16 protein-coding genes and 1 pseudogene are annotated in these 18,428 nt (G+C 52.7%); all 17 read right to left on the reverse strand.

Annotation, left to right across the window (positions count from 1 at the left end; all coding sequences use genetic code 11):
• Positions 1–27: 27 nt before the first annotated feature.
• A complete protein-coding gene (gene wecB, locus IPJ12_19530; GenBank protein MBK7649288.1) occupies positions 28–1,128 on the reverse strand; it encodes a UDP-N-acetylglucosamine 2-epimerase (non-hydrolyzing) in 1,101 nt (366 codons plus the stop codon).
• A gap of 131 nt (positions 1,129–1,259) precedes the next feature.
• Positions 1,260–1,802 (reverse strand): dTDP-4-dehydrorhamnose 3,5-epimerase, encoded by a 543-nt coding sequence (gene rfbC, locus IPJ12_19535; GenBank protein MBK7649289.1) that lies wholly within the window; start codon positions 1,800–1,802, stop codon positions 1,260–1,262.
• On the reverse strand, positions 1,802–2,680 hold the full coding sequence (gene rfbA, locus IPJ12_19540) for a glucose-1-phosphate thymidylyltransferase RfbA (GenBank protein MBK7649290.1): 879 nt from the start codon (positions 2,678–2,680) through the stop codon (positions 1,802–1,804). The genes rfbC and rfbA overlap by 1 nt, the downstream gene beginning before the upstream one ends.
• A gap of 11 nt (positions 2,681–2,691) precedes the next feature.
• Positions 2,692–3,579, reverse strand: a complete 888-nt coding sequence (gene rfbD / locus IPJ12_19545; GenBank protein ID MBK7649291.1) for a dTDP-4-dehydrorhamnose reductase — start codon at positions 3,577–3,579, stop codon at positions 2,692–2,694.
• Positions 3,580–3,683: 104 nt separating this feature from the next.
• Positions 3,684–4,907, reverse strand: a complete 1,224-nt coding sequence (locus tag IPJ12_19550) for a Fic family protein (GenBank protein MBK7649292.1) — start codon at positions 4,905–4,907, stop codon at positions 3,684–3,686.
• A 190-nt stretch (positions 4,908–5,097) separates the two neighbouring features.
• A complete protein-coding gene (gene rfbB / locus IPJ12_19555; GenBank protein MBK7649293.1) occupies positions 5,098–6,156 on the reverse strand; it encodes a dTDP-glucose 4,6-dehydratase in 1,059 nt (352 codons plus the stop codon).
• Positions 6,157–6,249: 93 nt separating this feature from the next.
• Positions 6,250–6,430, reverse strand: a pseudogene (locus tag IPJ12_19560) (hypothetical protein).
• 193 nt (positions 6,431–6,623) lie between these two features.
• Positions 6,624–7,727 carry an NDP-sugar synthase gene (locus tag IPJ12_19565; GenBank protein MBK7649294.1) on the reverse strand — a complete coding sequence of 368 codons (1,104 nt, stop codon included), beginning with the start codon at positions 7,725–7,727 and terminating at the stop codon, positions 6,624–6,626.
• Positions 7,728–7,734: 7 nt separating this feature from the next.
• The gene (locus IPJ12_19570; protein ID MBK7649295.1) at positions 7,735–9,054 is read right to left on the reverse strand and encodes a UDP-glucose/GDP-mannose dehydrogenase family protein; all 1,320 of its coding nucleotides are present in this window, start codon (positions 9,052–9,054) and stop codon (positions 7,735–7,737) included.
• A gap of 77 nt (positions 9,055–9,131) precedes the next feature.
• On the reverse strand, positions 9,132–10,274 hold the full coding sequence (locus IPJ12_19575; GenBank protein ID MBK7649296.1) for a glycosyltransferase family 4 protein: 1,143 nt from the start codon (positions 10,272–10,274) through the stop codon (positions 9,132–9,134).
• A complete protein-coding gene (locus IPJ12_19580) occupies positions 10,271–11,485 on the reverse strand; it encodes a glycosyltransferase (protein MBK7649297.1) in 1,215 nt (404 codons plus the stop codon). The genes IPJ12_19575 and IPJ12_19580 overlap by 4 nt, the downstream gene beginning before the upstream one ends.
• A 61-nt stretch (positions 11,486–11,546) precedes the next feature.
• The gene (locus IPJ12_19585; protein ID MBK7649298.1) at positions 11,547–12,128 is read right to left on the reverse strand and encodes an acyltransferase; all 582 of its coding nucleotides are present in this window, start codon (positions 12,126–12,128) and stop codon (positions 11,547–11,549) included.
• Between the two features lie 29 nt (positions 12,129–12,157).
• Positions 12,158–13,642 (reverse strand): hypothetical protein, encoded by a 1,485-nt coding sequence (locus IPJ12_19590; GenBank protein ID MBK7649299.1) that lies wholly within the window; start codon positions 13,640–13,642, stop codon positions 12,158–12,160.
• A gap of 3 nt (positions 13,643–13,645) precedes the next feature.
• Positions 13,646–14,821 (reverse strand): glycosyltransferase family 4 protein, encoded by a 1,176-nt coding sequence (locus IPJ12_19595; protein ID MBK7649300.1) that lies wholly within the window; start codon positions 14,819–14,821, stop codon positions 13,646–13,648.
• On the reverse strand, positions 14,818–15,933 hold the full coding sequence (locus IPJ12_19600) for a glycosyltransferase (GenBank protein ID MBK7649301.1): 1,116 nt from the start codon (positions 15,931–15,933) through the stop codon (positions 14,818–14,820). The genes IPJ12_19595 and IPJ12_19600 overlap by 4 nt, the downstream gene beginning before the upstream one ends.
• Complete coding sequence (locus IPJ12_19605) at positions 15,930–17,303, reverse strand: O-antigen ligase family protein (GenBank protein MBK7649302.1); 1,374 nt, start codon at positions 17,301–17,303, stop codon at positions 15,930–15,932. Before IPJ12_19605 ends, IPJ12_19600 begins: the two co-directional genes overlap by 4 nt.
• A complete protein-coding gene (locus IPJ12_19610) occupies positions 17,303–18,379 on the reverse strand; it encodes a hypothetical protein (GenBank protein MBK7649303.1) in 1,077 nt (358 codons plus the stop codon). Before IPJ12_19610 ends, IPJ12_19605 begins: the two co-directional genes overlap by 1 nt.
• Between the last annotated feature and the right edge of the window lie 49 nt (positions 18,380–18,428).

Raw genomic sequence — 18,428 nt, forward strand, 5'->3', positions numbered from 1 at the left:
GGCTCTGCGTGTCCAGTTTATGCAGGCTCAAACGCCCAACTCGGCAGCCAGAATTGCCACGATCCGCTCCGCCGCCTTGCCGTCCCAAAGTTGCGGCCGGCGGCCCTGTTTGCCATTGCCCGCCAGCACCTTGCGCACCTCAGCCACAATACGCACCGGGTCCGTCCCGGCCAGCACGTTGGAACCTTCATCCACCGTTACCGGGCGCTCCGTGTTTTCGCGGATCGTAATGCAGGGCACGCCCAGCGCCGTCGTTTCTTCCTGCAGGCCGCCGCTGTCAGTCAGCACCACCGCGGCATCCTTCCACAAACTCAGGAAAGCCATGTACGCCTGCGGGCCGACCAGTGTCACATTCGGCCCGAGATCGACGCCGAATTTTTCCAGATTGCCCCGGGTGCGCGGATGGACCGGGAAGATCAGTGGCAGTTCTGCCGAAATTTCACGTAACGCACCGCCAATCTGCGCCATCATCGCCGCATCATCGACGTTACTTGGCCGATGCAGTGTGACCACGCCATAGCTACGGTCAACCGGAATATTTGCCGAAATTTCAAATGTTGAGGTATCGGCATCCTTCAGCTTTTCCGCCTGATACAGCAAGTTATCGACCATCACATGACCAACGTAATGAATCGCTGAATCGGCCTTGCCTTCACGGCGCAGATGCTCGACACCGCTGGGTTCTGTCACAAAGAACCAGTCTGAAATACTGTCGGTGACCAGACGATTGATTTCTTCCGGCATCGTCATGTCGCCGCTGCGCAAGCCAGCCTCGACGTGAGCGACCGGGATGTTCAGTTTCTTGGCCACGATCGAGCAGGCCAGGGTCGAGTTGACGTCACCCACCACCAGCACCGCATCCGGACGCTGTGCCTGGCATAGCTCCTCAAAGCCCACCATGATCTTGGCCGTCTGCTGTGCATGCGAGCCACCGCCGGCGCCCATGAAGACATCTGGCTGCGGAATGCCCAGTTCTTCGAAAAACACCTCGTTCATCTCGCGGTCGTAATGCTGGCCGGTATGAATGATTTTGAACGCCAGTCCGCCATGCGCCTGCAGTGCACGCACAATTGGCGCGATTTTCATGAAATTCGGTCGGGCACCGGCAACGAGATAAAGTGTTTTCATCGAAATTTGAAATCCATGCAGTAAAGCCGTCTATGGTCGGCGCAAAGCGTTCGCCACAGATACAGCCAGTGTTTCATGTCCAGTTCATGCGGCGCCACGCCTGAAGGCCAAGCACCGCAAAAGCCAATTATTCAGAAATAGGCAGCATCCACAAACCGGACCCCCGCCAAATCCTTTGCAGAAAGTGCAACGTCGCCGGTCACTGGCCACTTGATCGCGAGATCAGGATCATTCCAGGCGACGCTGCGCTCGAATTGCGGTGCATAGTAGTCGGTAGTCTTGTAGAGAAACTCTGCCGTCTCCGAAAGTACGACAAAACCGTGGGCAAATCCGGCAGGAATCCACAATTGCTTTTTATTTTCAGCAGAAAGATGTTCGCCGACCCATTTTCCGAACGTCCGTGAGTCTTTTCTCAGGTCAACCGCCACATCGAAAACCTCACCCTGAACGACGCGAACCAGCTTGCCCTGCGCTTGCTCGATCTGGTAGTGCAAGCCACGCAGCACGTTCCTGACACTTTTGGAATGGTTGTCCTGCACAAAAGTCGGGTTCAATCCGGTCGCTTCGCAGAAAGCCTTGTGGTTGTAACTTTCAAAGAAGAAACCACGATAATCACCGAACACTTTCGGCTCAAGCACCAGGACATCCGGAATGGCAGTGGGGGTCGCCTTCATCAGAACACCCGTTCCTTGAGCAGGCTCATCAGATACTGGCCATAAGCATTTTTCAGCATCGGTTGGGCCAGCTTTTCAAGCTGCTCGGCCGACACCCAGCGCTTGCGGAAGGCAATCTCTTCCGGGCACGCAACCTTGAGGCCTTGGCGCTTTTCAATGGTGGCGATGAACTGGCTGGCATCCAGCAAGGACTCATGGGTGCCGGTATCCAGCCAGGCATGCCCGCGGCCCATCACCTGAACATTCAGCTGTTGGCGTTCGAGATAGATGCGATTGACATCGGTAATCTCCAGCTCACCGCGGGGTGACGGCTTCAAATCGCGGGCGATGTCGAGCACCTGATTATCGTAGAAGTAGAGGCCGGTAACCGCGTAATTGGACTTCGGTACCTTCGGCTTTTCTTCCAGGCTGACCGCCTGACCGGCGGCATCGAACTCCACCACGCCGTAACGCTCCGGATCATGCACATGGTAGGCAAAGACCGTGGCGCCGTCCTTTTGCTGGTCGGCGGTCGTAAGGTCATTGGCAAATTCATGACCATAAAAAATATTGTCACCCAGGACCAGCGCGCTATCGCCACTGCCAACAAAGTCGCGACCAATAATGAAGGCCTGAGCCAGTCCATCCGGGCTGGGCTGGATCGCGTAGGAAAGGCTCAAGCCCCACTGGCTGCCATCGCCCAAAAGCTGCTCGAAACGTGGCGTGTCCTGCGGTGTCGAGATAATCAGGATCTCGCGAATACCCGCCAGCATCAAGGTCGTCAGCGGGTAATAAATCATCGGCTTGTCGTGAATCGGCAGCAGTTGCTTGGACACGGCCAGCGTGACCGGATAGAGACGGGTGCCGGAACCGCCGGCGAGGATAATGCCTTTACGCATGGTTTAGTCCTTTACAGAATTTGTTGAAGCACATGACCCAGACCGCTTTGCCAGGCGGGGAGCTCTAGCCCGAAGGTTTCGCGCAGGCGTTGGGTATCGAGTCGCGAATTGGCCGGGCGTGGCGCCGGAAGAGGGTAGTCAGCGGTGGTGATCGGCACGATGTCGTCGGCCGTTAACTTCAGTGGCTTGCCGGCCGCCAAAGCTGCCCGAACCACGGTTTGCGCATATTCGTGCCAGGTGGTGCAGCCACCGGCAACCAGGTGATAGAGCCCAAACGGAAAACCTGTCCTGCCCTGGCGCTTGTATTGCCCCAGCACCTGCGCCGTCACATCGGCCAGCAGCGCAGCTGACGTCGGCGCACCGAACTGGTCCGCAACAATTTTCAAACCCTCACGCTCGGCCGCCAGACGCAGCATGGTCTTGGCGAAATTCGCGCCGTGCGCGCCAAAGACCCAACTGGTACGAAATATTAGGTGATCCGCGCCGCTCGCCTGCAAAGCCTTTTCACCCGCCAGCTTGGTCTTGCCATAAACGCTTTGCGGGTTTGGGGTATCCGATTCGAGGTAGGCCCCAGAGGCGCAGCCATCGAACACATAGTCCGTCGAATAATGGATGACCAGCGCCCCCAAGCGAGCCGCTTCCTCACCAAACACACCCGGCGCAGTGCCGTTGATGGCCTGGGCCAGTTGCTGTTCGGATTCCGCTTTATCCACCGCCGTATAGGCCGCCGGGTTGATGATCACCTGCGGCGCCACCTTGGCCACCAGTTGGCGAATGGCATCCGGATTGGAAAGGTCACATTCGTGCTGGTCGACCGCAACAACCTCGCCCAAGGGCGCCAGTGCGCGTTGCAACTCAAAGCCAACCTGGCCGTTCTTGCCTGTCAGTAGAATTTTCATAGATCACCCCCATGGGCCAGGCCAGTGCAAAAACGGCATCCAAATACAATTTTTTGTATCAACAAACCTTCCCCCTTGAATAGAGCATATTGGGCGTCATAACTTCAGCCCACGGCCGCAAGCGGTGGTAAAAAATCAACGTCACCGGCCGGGTACAGATTTGGCAACAATGACCCCAGCGCATGCACAGGAAACCCGACGCGCAGTTTTCCCTTGGGAGTATCAGAGACCAAAAAGCCTTCAGCCGTTAGTTGCGACACGACATCCCGCGCCGTGCGCTCCTTTAATCCCGTAAGGCGAGCGGCTGACATGCGCTCCACTTCACCCATGGCGAAGGCCTGAAGATAGAGGAACGCAGATTCGGGCTTCAAATCGAAACGGACGCGCTGAAAATAGGCTTCAACGCGGCCCTTGAAGGCATTCAGGTCGAACATGCTGGCCATGAACCGAGCCTGATCAAGCCCGGTTTGCAAGGCGTAGGCACAATAGTCGGCCAAGCATTTTTCAGAGAGATTACCGCGTCCATCCAGATCGCCCAGTCGTGGCGAATCGGCCAAGGCCATTTGTTGCTTGTACATCACGTTTGATTTGGCAAAGCCACGAGACATCGACCACAGTGCGGCTCCGTTGACACCACACTGGCGCAGCATGGCATCGAGCACGATACGGGCGACACGGCCATTGCCATCGGGAAACGGGTGAATCCAGGCAAGACGATGGTGAGCAGCGAAGGCGCTGACAATGCCATCGAGCTTGCTACTGCCACCCCTGGCCGACCACGCCAGGCGCTGACCATAGAACTGGCTGAAGCGATCCAGAAATAGACCTAAGGCCTCGGCACGAGGCGCGACATGGCGACCGACGCTGACCTCGCGCTGGCGAATCGCGCCGGGCACCATCACCGTGCCATCTTCCAGCACCAACATTTCCGGCGGCAATTGTGAACAGAAAATCCGATGGATTTCCTGAATCGCCGGCAGCAGGGAGTTTTCATTCAATGGCGCCGACCTCGCCCAGATATCGGCGCTCACATGAGCACTGGCCAGGCTCGGCAAGTCCTTTTGAGACGGAGCCCCCTTCGCATCCTGAAGGGCTTTGGCGATTTCAAGCGGCAGCGTGTGCTGCCCCTCGATCAGATTGCTGTAATAGCAATTCATCCCGGTCACCAAAGTCGCCAGACTTTGCGCTGTCGGGGCACACAAAGCGGCATCCAGGCAGGCAGAAGCCTCAGACAGTTCATAGGCAAGCCCAATCAGCTCGGCATGGCGAGGCCGAGTGTCATGCACCACCAAAGGCTCCATCTGAACGGGGTCGTCGTAAAGATCCATATTGCCGATATTAATGCCGATATATAGTTCTAATATTCAATGTGATAGGAAAATATAACACATACATATTGCCGATAATTTTGCCGATTCCAAAAACCGGTAGCCATTAGCCCCAAATGACGGTCATTTCCGCTTTCGCGGTGCCGACGAAATTAATCGCCAGGATAGCAATCAGACAACCGAAGCTCGATCAGGCGCTGTACTGTTTGCCAACCCAGTTCTGGTACGCCCCGCTGGTCACATTAGCCACCCAGGCCTGGTTAACCAGATACCACTGCACCGTCTTCCTGATACCGGTCTCGAAGGTTTCAGCCGGCTTCCAGCCGAGTTCGCGTTCGATCTTGGTGGCGTCGATGGCGTAGCGGCGGTCATGGCCGGGGCGATCGGTGACGTAGGTAATCTGTTCCTTGTACGGCTTGCCGTCAGCCCGTGGGCTGAGTTCGTCGAGGATGGTGCACAGGGTATGCACGACATCCAGATTCGGCTTCTCGTTCCAGCCACCGATGTTATAGGTCTCGCCCAGCTTGCCGGCTTCCAGCACGCGGCGAATTGCCGAGCAGTGGTCCTTGACGTAGAGCCAGTCGCGAATCTGCTGGCCATCGCCGTAGATGGGCAATGGCTTGCCGGCCAGGGCGTTGTGAATGACGAGCGGGATCAGCTTTTCCGGGAAGTGGTAGGGGCCGTAGTTGTTCGAGCAGTTGGTGGTCAGCACCGGCAGGCCGTAGGTGTGGTGATAGGCGCGCACCAAGTGATCACTGGCCGCCTTGCTGGCCGAGTAGGGGCTGTTCGGTTCGTACTGGTGGGTTTCGGTAAAGGCCGGGGCATCTTTGTCGAGCGAGCCATAGACTTCATCCGTGGAGACATGCAGAAAACGGAATTCGTTTTTGGCCGTTTTTTCCAGTTGACCGTAGTAAGCACGTACCGCCTCCAGCAGACGGAAGGTGCCAACGATATTGGTCTGGATAAAGTCTTCCGGGCCGTGAATGCTGCGGTCGACGTGCGACTCGGCAGCAAAATTGACGACGGCACGGGGCTGGTGCTCGGCCAGTAGTTTGGCGACGAGGTCATAGTCGCCGATGCTGCCTTTAACGAAGATATGCCGTGCATCGCCATTGAGCGAAGAGAGATTCTCCAGATTGCCGGCGTAGGTCAGGTCATCGAGGTTGATGACTGGCTCGTCGGACTGGGCCAGCCAGTCAAGGACGAAGTTACTGCCGATAAAGCCTGCTGCGCCGGTGACTAAAATCATGACTGCTCCATCAAAAATGAATATTTATCAGGCAATTTTCTCATGCTGCCTGAAGACAATCGACAAAAGTATCGTGCCCCATCCGCGCCTAGCTTAACCATTCAGCTCGTAGCTGATACTGCGACCACCTGCTGCCGCCTTGCGCAGAATCCCGAGGGCCAGCAATTCATGGATGTCACGAAGCGCAGTATCTGGCGAACACTTGGCAATTGTCGCCCACTTGCTTGCTGTTCAGTTTGCCATCAAAGCCATCCTGTAGCCGATTGAGCAACATCACCTGACGCTCGTTCAATGGTGTAGTTGCCCAGCGTTGCCAGAAGCGAGTCTTGGCCAGCACCGAATCCAGTTATTAACCGCATAAAGTGCGGAGAATAAGCAGGCTATTCTCCGCAGGGAAAATCATGCAACACACATTCGGTGCAAGCCGCTGGCATGCCATCAAATGCGCGGTGCGGCTTCTGCATTTTCTATCCCCTTGCGTCACCCCAGCGCAACTTGCAACGGTCGTCACCGACATAGGTCGTGTCGCCATTGCGATCCACGCAATATCGCGGTGAAACGATCATTTCTGAAAACTCCATGCCTTCACCGATACGGGTGTATTCGAACAATATGCTGCGGATAACCTTGGAGCCTCGACGCAAATGGCTTCCGTGGCCAATCCAGGCCGGGCCAATCACCGAGCAGCCTGGCTCGATCTTGACGCTTGAGCCAATATAGACCGGGCCGACGATCTTGGTGCTATCCCAGCTAATCGAAGTATTGGGCCCAACCCAGATACCCGGTTGGATTTCCTTGCCTGGCATGTCCATCTGGGCAATTTCACCCTTCAAGATCCGCTGCAAGACAGACCAGTAATCCGTTAGCCGACCAATGTCGATCCAGTTGAAAAAGCGACTTTGCGCATAGAACGGCAAGCCTTTTTCAGCCAGCAAGGGAAAGAGCTGGCTACCAATGTCAAATTCAACGCCGGAAGGCACAAGGTCCAGAACCTGCGGTTCAAAAAGATAGATACCGGTACTGGCCAGATTGGATTTGGCATTTTCCGGCAGCGGCTTTTCCTGAAAAGACTCAACCTTGCCGTCCTTGTCGGTCACCACAATGCCGTAATTTTGAACCTGGTCATTAGGCACCTCTAAAGCAACGACACTGGCCAATGCGCCCTTTGAGCGATGTTCGAACAAGGCCGCGCCGATATCGAGATCGATAATCGCATCACCACACATGACCAGTGTCGTCTCATCAAAGAACCCGCTGAAATCCTGAATGGCTTTCATCCCACCGGCTGAGCCCTTGGGCTTGGGCAGGATGTCGCCATGATCATAGACGCCCTCAAACGAGTATCCGATGTTCACGCCCCAACGCCGACCATCACCAAAATACTCTTCAATCTTCCGATGATGAAAGGCCACGTTGACCATGATGTCGGTGATCCCATAGCGAGCAAGGTGCTCGATCAGGTACTCCATCACCGGCTTGCCCAAAATCGGCACCATCGGCTTCGGCCAATCCTTGGTGAGCGGGCGAACCCGCGTTCCCTGGCCGGCTGCCAGAATCATTCCTTTAGCCATGTTTGCCTCAGCGCCCGATTGCGAAGTACTCGATCCCTTGTTCACGCACAAGCTTGGGATCATAAAGATTGCGCCCGTCAAAAATCACCGGGGCATTGAGTGCCTGCTTGATCGCCGTAAAGTCCGGGCTGCGGAACTCCTTCCATTCAGTGACGATGATCAACGCATCCGCATCCTTGAGCGCATGCATGGGTGTTTCTGCGTACTTAAGGCGGGGCTCATCGCCATAGATACGTTGGGTTTCATGTATGGCAACCGGGTCATAGGCGCTGACTGTAGCGCCAGCCGCAAACAGGTCTGCAATCAGTTCGCGACTTGGCGCTTCGCGCATATCGTCGGTATTCGGCTTGAAGGCCAGGCCCCAGAGCGCAAAATGCTTGCCATTCAAATCGCCGAAACGAGCCTTGAGCTTGCTGCCAAGAATGTGTTTTTGCAGATCGTTGGCTTCCTCAACCGCGGTTAGCACCTTCAAAGTGATGCCGGCATCGTCTTTTGCTGTCTGAATCAGCGCTTTGACGTCCTTCGGGAAGCAGGAGCCGCCATAGCCGCAGCCGGGATACAAGAAGTGATAACCAATGCGCGGGTCGGAGCCAATGCCTTGCCGAACCATTTCAATATCCGCACCAAGCACCTCGGCCAGATTAGCCAGTTCGTTCATGAAACTGATGCGCGTAGCCAGCATTGCGTTGGCCGCATATTTGGTTAGTTCGGCACTCTTGACGTCAGTGATGATCAAGCGTTCATGGTTGCGCTGGAATGGCGCATAAAGGGCGCGCATCAGGTGAATGGCGCGTTCTTCCTCTGCACCCACGACAATACGGTCCGGACGCATGAAGTCATCGACGGCGGCACCTTCTTTGAGGAATTCCGGATTGGAAACCACGCTGTAAGGAATATCGACGCCGCGCTTTTCCAACTCCTCGGCAATGGCCGCCTTGACCTTGGCTGCGGTGCCGACCGGTACGGTACTCTTGTCGACAATGACCTTGTAATCCGTCATCAGGCGACCAATATTGCGGGCAGCACCCAGCACATATTGCAGATCGGCCGAACCATCCTCATCCGGCGGCGTACCTACGGCAATGAACTGGATGGTGCCAAAGTGTGCCGCTTTCTCCACGTCTGTTGTGAAGTGCAAGCGCCCGGCTGCCACATTGCGGCGAACCATCTCCTGCAAACCCGGTTCAAAAATCGGGATGCCGCCATCTTCCAGAATCTTGATCTTGGCCGGGTCAATATCAAGGCACAACACATCGTTACCCACTTCAGCCAGACAAGTGCCGCTGACCAGGCCAACATAGCCTGTTCCGATTACAGTGATTTTCATATCAAAACACTCCAATAAAAAATTGATGCGCAACAGCACCCGGCGGCACAGCCGCAAAAGTCATATGGGGTATTGCCTTAACGATGATCTGGATTCTTGACAGAACGATGCGCATCCCAGGCAACATTGACCAGATTGCGCATGCGTTCCCGGAAAACTTCCGGAGAAAAACGTTCTGCATTGCGTCGGCAGGTTCGTGCATCAAGCGCAATAGGCAAAGATTCGAATTGACGTACCGCTTCGCAAATCGCTGCAGTTGTTTGCTCGTAATAAAAGAGCCCTGTTCGGTCTTCACCTTGAGAATTTATTGTTTCCAGCGCGCCGCCCTTGCCATAAGCAATCACTGGCGTACCGCAAGCCTGTGCCTCTACAGGGGTAATCCCGAAATCCTCTTCAGCAGCAAACACAAACGCTTTGGCGCGTTGCATATGATCAATCAACACCTCAGTGGATTGATACCCTAATAGCGTGACATTCGACGTGGCCGCCGCCTTGGCCTTTTCAAATTCCGGCCCCTCGCCAATAACAATCAGGCGTTTCCCGGGCATTTGCGCGAAGGCCTCTACAATCAGCGGAATTTTCTTGTATGGCACCATGCGCGAAGCCGTAAAGTAAAAATCTTCCTTTTCTTCCCGCATGATGAAGCGGGCCACATCGACGGGTGGGTAGATAACCTCAGCATCACGGCGGTAAACCTTCTGGATACGTCGGGCGATGAAGCGTGAATTTGCCGCATAGACATCAACGCCGTTCGCCGTGCGCAGATCCCACAAGCGCATGTAGTGCAAGATTGCTCGTGCCAAAAAGCCCTTGATCCCCCGCACCAGGCCTGATTCAGCAAGATATTGATGCTGTAAATCCCAAGCATAGCGAATCGGCGAATGCACATAACTAACATGGAGCTGGTCCGGCCCTGTCAGCACGCCTTTGGCCACAGCATGGCTGGACGAAATGACCAGGTCATAAGCAGACAAATCCAGCTGCTCGATTGCGATTGGCATCAACGGTAAATAATTTCGGTATTGTGTCCGCGCCTTAGGCATACGCTGCAAGAATGTCGTCGTAGCATGCTTCCCCTTGACGAAATGACGTTTGTCATCCGGCAAGAAATCCACCACCGAAAACAGATCGGCTTCAGGCCATATCTCGAAAATCTGCTCCAACACTTTTTCTGCACCGGCATAGACGGTCAGCCAGTCGTGAATAACAGCGACCTTCATCTCGCGGCACTTTCTTTCAAATGACTCCCCGCAGAACATGTAGCGGGAAGCAAACGCAGCATGCGCTCAGTCCGGCGTTCATAAGTTTGTTCCAATGCCAGCTCCAATCGCTTCTCAAGTGGGGCAGCGTCATGGCGTAAGGCAGCCTCTACCCCCGCCACAAAATCAGCATGACTTGACGCAATGTAGGCAACGTCGCCATGTCCCTGCAGCGCATGTAATGCTGTCGAAACAACCGGAAGTCCGGCAGCAAGATATTCGAAGAACTTCATCGGGAACATGGATCGGGTGTACTCATTCAGCATGCAAGGCAAAATTGCCACATCGAATCCCTTCAGACATGCAGGCAGATCCGAATAATCTCTGGGGCCGAGGAAGTGAACATTTGGCAACGACTCAAGTATCGAAACGTTGGTATGCGGATCACCTTCTCCAACCTTCCCGATCAGTGCAATTGACCACTCAGGGTGTTGCTGTGCCATATTCTTGAGCAGATCAAAATCGACCTTGTAAGAACTAATCGCGCCAACAAAACCTACGACAGGCTGGGGCAGGGCGGCAATATCGGCCGGCACAACTGTTGCGCTATCACGCGCTTTGGCAAAATGTCCGAAATCAGCGACGTTCGAAAAATAATGTGTATTCGGATTAAACACCCGACGGCTTTCCAGTAAATATTCTGCCGTCACAAAAACCACGTCAGCCTTCTTAACCAGAGCAGTATCCGCTGCCTCAATCTGTGCAACAGGCATTCCCGGCTGCGCCTTGATCTCGTCGACGCAGTGATAGACCGTGCAAGCAAAGCGCTCGTTCGAGAAAAACTCCAAGGTCATCGGGTTGTACGTCCACATCACATCCGACGAAATACCATGGCGCCACATCCAGAAACGCAAGCCAGCTGCCAATAGCAACTTGTTAAATCCACGAACCCAGCCATAACGTTGCAGGGGAATAACCAAGGGTGACCAAACCCAAAGGTTTTCACGAACAGCGCTAGCCGGCCTCAAGCCCTTTTTCAATCGACGCCAGATGCGCCCCAGGTCCTGAGCGGTTGCGGACGGTTGCCGCAAACCGATGGAGTCGACGTAAAGTACCCGATAGCCCCGGCGCGCCAGTTCGCATGCAACGTGCTGCTTGTTTGTCCAGAAAGGATTGTCCCAATCCGCTGTTGAGAGGAGGACTACATCACGTGAACCAAATTTATTTTTCATGCTGAATCGCAATTTTCATATCGTAATGTGGGGCTGCAAGTTAGCTAAAGCACCTAAGTTGCTAATTGCTTTGCGATGGGGCAATTGAGCGCAGCATTTTTAATGGATTTCCACCATAAACATGTGCCTCATCGAGTGTGCCTTTCGTCAAAAAATTGGCGCCAACAACTACATTTCGGCAAATTTGAGTACCGCGAGTAATCACGGTATTTGCCCCAATCCAAACGTTCTCGCCTAATGAAACAGCTGTTCGTTTATATCCTTGCTCGGAAAACGGGATATCCAGTCTGTCAAATGCATGGTCGGAGTCGAAAATGCACACCCCAGAACCAAACATACAGTGCGCACCTATAAAAATATTTTCATGTGTCACAACTGTGCAGTTTCTATTGAAGAAGACACCTTCTCCCACATTCAAAATGCCCCCCGAAGCAGTCAATTCGCAACCGTCAGCTACATAAATACGCTTTCCGGAATGGGCAAATTTTATTTTACCGCCTCCTGATACATGAATTTTTACACTCGGCGCGAAATATGTACGGAATATGTTTATATCAAGCGAGTCCCTGAAATGGATTTTAAGTAATATATTTCTGATTAATCCAAGTGCAAATTTTGGACGAAGGATTTTGAATAAATTCATGATTGGCTTTTCGGTAATTTTATATTCAGCTAAATTTTATTTTTATTTTTAATTAACGAGATTGCCTCGATGGCCGTACGGCGGTGCCATGGTAATGCAATAAAAAATATTGCCCAAAATAAAATAGCAAATGATACTGATGACCATATGTTTTTTTGATTGAAATTTATCAGTATTTCGGCTGAAAAAACATATGAAATGGCAATCAAAATTAGGCTGAATATTTCGAGGCCAAGTTCTCGAAATACCTCCATTCTCCAGAGAATGAAACTGCCAAAAACAAGACCCTGGAGTGCGGCAGCAGCCCCTAGAACGGAAATTCCAAAAGATGACTGACCAAAAAGCAAGGTGGTTACGCTAAAGGCAACTCCCAAAAGACTTGCGATCAATGCTCCAGTATTTTGTCCTCGTGCGGACATAAATTTAGCGCCAGCATACCCAAGTAATTGCCCCCAGATGCCAATAGCCATGCCGGAAAGAATTTGAGCCGTAACGTCGACAGAATGAGAACCAAAGGCGCCACGTTCAAATATAATTGCAACGATTAAATTTGCATTCACATACAGTAGAGCCGAAAGCGGAATGCCCACATAAAGTAGTGCCCTAAATGCCAAAATTTTAGCTTTTCTGAATGCTTCTACATTCATGCTTGCCATAGTCGAAAGCCCAGCTAAGCCGAAAGGCATTGCGACTAAAATTATTAATGTTTCAGTGATAAATCGGGCGTAGTCGACAGCTACCATCGCATCTTCACTTACTAATGAAGCAACGCGTCTTTCTATTATTCCATTAATTTGGAATGCTATGGGAATCCAAATTAATATCCTGAATGCCTTAAATATTTCAATAAGCGCAGACTTGATTTCAGGTGATAAAAACCAAACTAAGCGCAATGTCAAACCTTCATCCAAGATGACGCGCCTACCAATAATAAAAAGTACTGCAAATGATGTTACGAAACCAACAGCAATCATGTTTGGTTTACCTAACCACATGGCCGCAAGTGTCCCGAGTATCAATCCAAGACTTTGGATTGATGCACGAGATGCGCTAAGTCCACCACGCCCCATCGCTAAATCAACTGAAGCGAACAACCCCGACACCACATAAGCCGGCAGCGCCAGCGCCAGTACTTGCAGCATGGCTGTCGCGACTTGCCGGCGCTCAGCATCGAACCCTGGGGCCAGTGCGGCTACCCAGAGATCTGCTCCGACAAAAAGCCCGATGGCAACAATGATTGATATCAGTAAAAGAACGGTATAGAGCCCCGAAAACAGGGCGGCTGCGCGATGGGGTTCAGTTTCGCGCTGTGCGGAATACTTTGGAGTAAATGCACCATTGATCGATTCAGAGACAAAACCATGCAGCGGAATCAGGAAGGCGGACTGCGCCAGACGAAATGCAGAGGCCACAGCGCCGGTGCCAAATAGCCAGGCAAAGATCAACTCACGCAACACACCGAGTAGCTTGCCGACCATGCCGCCAAGAAGGAGCACCCGCACGACTTTGAACATTGATCAACGAACTCCTTGTGGCAGGAGCAGATCGAGATATTGCCGGGCGCACGCGGAAAGGGAGTAGCCGGGCGTCAGCAGAGACACAGGTGCCGCTCCTTTGAGCAAGGCGTCATGGAGCGCTGAGCTGAACGTGGGTATGTCTCGCGGGTCTGCATAGGAAATGGGAAACGTCGGATCGAAAACGGGCCGGGTATGTTCGGAGCACACGGGGTACAGACCGGATGCAAGAGCTTCCAGTACGTTCATTGGTAGGCCTTCCTGACGTAACGTTGGGAAAACGAATGCATCGCCGGCAGCCAGGAGCGGCGAAACTCGCTCTCTGGATATTGGCCCAGTAAAGTGAACGTTTTGTTCGCATCCCAGATCAGAACTTAGCGACTGGAGTCGCGCCAAGTCTTCACCACCGCCGATCACCAGGAGCCGTGCTTCATCGATTTTATGTGACAGCTGTTGAAATGCTCTCAATGCAACCTCGCCACCTTTTTGCGGGTGTAGGCGGGCTGCAAATACGGCTACACGAGCGTTTTCTGACCAGCCAAGTGCAGTGCGTTCTCGCTGTCGGCAGGCGGGGTCGGGAGAGAATACGTGCTCATCAACGCCATTTCGAATCAGGGCTGTTGGCGCATTGCCTTTCATCCATTTGACTGGTGGGCTGTTGAATTGGGTCTGGAGAACATCGCCAACCAAGGCGATATGATCAAAATCTCGGTAGATGCCGGCATCCTTGAACAACCAGTAGAAATTGCGCACGGATTTGGCCCATTGTATTGGCCTGCCCGTACGCCATTTCGAGACAAATTCGCCCCAGGAGGTGCCGTGAGCCTGAAATACAAAATTGGTATCTGGATTATGATTGCGGCCACTTGCAATTGCTGCGCCGGCAGAGCTGATGCTTAAAACACCGTCAATTTTCCCGGTGGGTAATAGCTTGAACCATTGGGCAGATGCTTGCCACCAGCGACTATCACAGCGCTCAGGGCGCGTTCCTTCAAGCGGTATTACATGGACGCCATCTGCAACGAAAGGGTTTTTTTTTCCCGGAATACTGGTGGTGATGACTGTAACCTTGTGACCGAGCCGGGCAAATTCACGAAACAAATCCCATGCAATTGCCTGCATGCCGCCGATGCTGTGAAAGGGCAGGGTGCGCGCAACGCCTAGAATGTGTTGCGTCATTGAAGCGCAGTCCGGTAGATTTCAATCAATGTTCGAGATTGTTTGACGATGTCGAATTCCTGCTCAACCATCTGGCGAGCTTGAATACCCATGCGCGCTCTCAGTCCTTGATCTCTGAGCAGAGAGAACATTGCATCGGCGAGCGCTGGTACATCTCTTTCTGGCACTAGTATTCCTGTTTGACCATCTCGAACTGCTTCCGGAATTCCGCCATGCCGGGTAGCTACCGTGGGCACACCCGTCGCAGCAGCTTCGAGCAATACCATGCCGAGTCCTTCGGCATCGCCATTGGCGGCAGTTACGCTTGGCAGCACTAGCGCGCTTGATTCCATCAACTGTCGTCGTACTTCGGCATGTGGCTGGACGCCGAGAAAGGAAACCCGATCATCAACACCGAGTTCAGCAGCTAATTTTTGCAGTGATTCAAGTAGCGGGCCACCACCAAGTATGTTCAGCCGTGCTTCAGGGATGTGTTTGACTACTTGGGCAAAGGCACGAATGAGGTAGTTGGTACCTTTCTTTTCGACAAGGCGGGCAACGTGGAGCAGATTGGGCTGGGTGTTCTGGCCATTGGCAGGTTTAAAGGCATTGGTGTCGACATTAATGAAATGTTTTCGAATTTTCAATTCGGGAAACCCGGCCTTTAGCGCCTGGTTGCGCATGAAATCCGATACACAAATGAAAACCTCGCAGTCGTTTTTCAATTTTTGTTGAAAAAGAGCGTAGCGCATGAGCGATGGACTGCCTGATTTCAAAAAATCGGTTCGCTTCGTCGTGATGTCAAAACCATGCAAGGTGGTGAGCAGTGGAATTTCAAGTTGTCTGGCGATTGCATTGGCATAGAGCGCATCGACCGCAAAGTGGGCGTGAATCAGTGTCGCGCCGAACTTGCGTGCCGGAGCAATAAAAGATGACACGTCACCTGTCCCTACCATGCGCAGCGTTTGCAGTTTTGATAAATGCGGACTGTAGTGGTTTAGACGGGCATCAGGCTTGCCAAACAATTTTCGCCCCATCAAGAGTGCGGCAGTATCGGGCAATGCTGCGGTTTGTTCGGTAATGAATGTTTCAGAGGGCTTGAATAGCTGCATTCTGAAGATGATGGGCTTCAAAATTTATACTCCGCGGATTGTTGAATGACATTGGCGTTGGAGGAGGATTGAAGACGAGCCAGCAAAACACCGGCGAGAAGTCCTAGTAGCGGTGTGAAATGCTGCTCACCAAGAATGCCAAAATTTTCACCCTGAGCCTGAGTCCAGAACCACAGCGTACCCATTAGCAAACCGTTGCCAAGGTTACGGATGCCTAAATCTGTATGCCGGCTGGCCTTGAATGCCCAGCGGATAAACAGTGCGATGAATGTAGCCATGCAGATCACTGCAAGCAGTCCACTTTGTCCCCAAAGAATCACGAAAGCGTTATGCGCCGGGTAAGTCGGGCTAACGCGGTGAATGTAGGCATAAAATGGAAAGCGCGCCTCCCATCCACCAAATCCCATGCCCTTTAGCGGGGACCGGAAGAACTCTTGACTTGCAAAACTCCAGATGACTTTCCGGATGTCGAGCGTGCTGGAGGTCGCGTTGAGGAATGTGCTTTGTTGGAGATATTCGAAGGCAAACGGCACAGCAACGACCGCGATGGCGCCTAAAAACGCCAGTACCGCCGCAACCCGCATGTCGATGCGGCGGGTGCGTACGAGCTCCAGGCTCATCAGCAAGGCTGGGATAATAAGTGCCATGATTGCACCAGCCTTTGACCCCGTAAAAAATACCGCCAGCCAGTTGAGTGTCGCAACCAGGCGTAGCGACCCCATTCCTGCTGTTTTGGCCATGTTCCAGGCCAGCATGCAACAAAATCCCAGCATGGCAGACGCTGTATTGGCATTTACATAGAGTCCGCCGGCTTTGCCTGGATCGAATATGTTATTGGGTGAACCATCGAACAAGGCACTCAGAACATTGGGTGATATCACGATTCCAGCCAAGCGCGATCCGATAAATCCCGATTCGATAAATGGAGCCACCCGAAAAACTATCACCATGATGGCCTGGATAACCGATATCCACAGTGCGTAATAAATATAGTGCTGTGCCGACGAATCGTTTTGGCGCGTATACCCATATCCTATAAATGCAGTAATCAGGAAAGGTAGCAGGTACACCAGGTGTCGAATGCCAGCTAGTGGGTTTTGGGACCACGCGATGCTGATGAGTTGTATTAAAAACAAGGCAATGAATGCCTTGACCCAGTTGACTTTGAACAATTCAGGCAGATGCTTGAATGAATATAGTGCGCCGAGACTGGCCAGCAATGCGATGGATGGGAAGACGCCGGCGATGGGAAGTAGGTAAATTTGCGGGATGGCAAAAAGTGCAATGCCTGCAAACCAGACTCGGTCTGGTACAAATTGGGTACCGAGAATTAGCCCAATGAGCAAAGCGATCATGGCGATCGCTGCGGTCAGGAATATCAATGTTCCCATTATTGTTGCCCTTTGGTTCCCATTACAGCCGGCTGCCATAGCGGTGCACGCCTGTCGGCGGCTGCCGGTTTTTCGTCCCAGAGTGACGACTTTAATGTGTCACTAAAATCTTTGGCCACGGGCTTTTCTTCCCAGATATATCGACCTTCTGGGACACCGGCGCGAGCAACTTCAGCAATCGTTTGCTGTGTTGTCTGTTGAATGGTTACACGAACATCACCAGTCAGAACCCCAGTAATTTTCTTGAGTTCCTTTGCAGCCAACCTGGTCTCCTGCTTTCTGTCCAAAACGCCAAATCGATGTTCTTTGTTGCTTGGGTCGGTACCTTGGTCCATCAGGCAATACCAGAATATTCCTCGAACATAGCCGCGGCTCGCAGCGAGCAGGAAATAGCGGGTTAGGTACCAGGATGCTTCTTCTTCGGAAACGCCATCCTTGCCGGTATAGGTTGGCCAGCCGATTTCAGTCAAATAGATAGGCAGGCTGGTTCCAGCATTGGCTTTGCTAGCCAGCGTGGCAACCTGATCGACAAAATCCATTGCTCCTTCCGGAGTTCTACGTTTGCGGCTATTCCAGACATAGGGATGTAGCGACAAACCATCTACATATCTGTGACCACCCAACTGAAAAAATCGCTCGAAAAATCCTTCACGAATCCCTTTGTCAGATATGCCTCCACTTAATAATTGAATCTTGCGGTCAACTGCTTTAATGGCCGGAAAGACAATTTTTGCCAAATTTAAATATTCATCTGCGCCTAACGGGGTGGTTCGACCGGTGTGAGCATCCCACTCGTTCCAAAGGTCATAGTAAAAAACTCGACCTTTAAAATGCTGGACTACAAATGCCGCATAACGTGCAAATGCTTCAATGCCTTCTCTCGAGGTGGGTTTGTCTCCAGCATCATAAAGTGGGTTGCCGTAGGCAAGGATAAGTAGCGGTGTAACCCCTGCATTGACCATTGATGTGACGGTTCGCTCAAGCCAATCAGGGATAATGTATTTTCCTGCCGAGAGTTCGATTTGCTTCCATGGCGCATCTAATCGGATAGCATTTGCACCAATCGCTTTCGCCAAGCTAGTCGCATTGGGAGGGTCGTTGATGCTTATTCCGATGCCAAGCAAA

The organism is Betaproteobacteria bacterium (assembly GCA_016709965.1).
In the GTDB taxonomy this organism is placed as follows: Bacteria; Pseudomonadota; Gammaproteobacteria; order Burkholderiales; family Rhodocyclaceae; genus Azonexus; species Azonexus amarohabitans.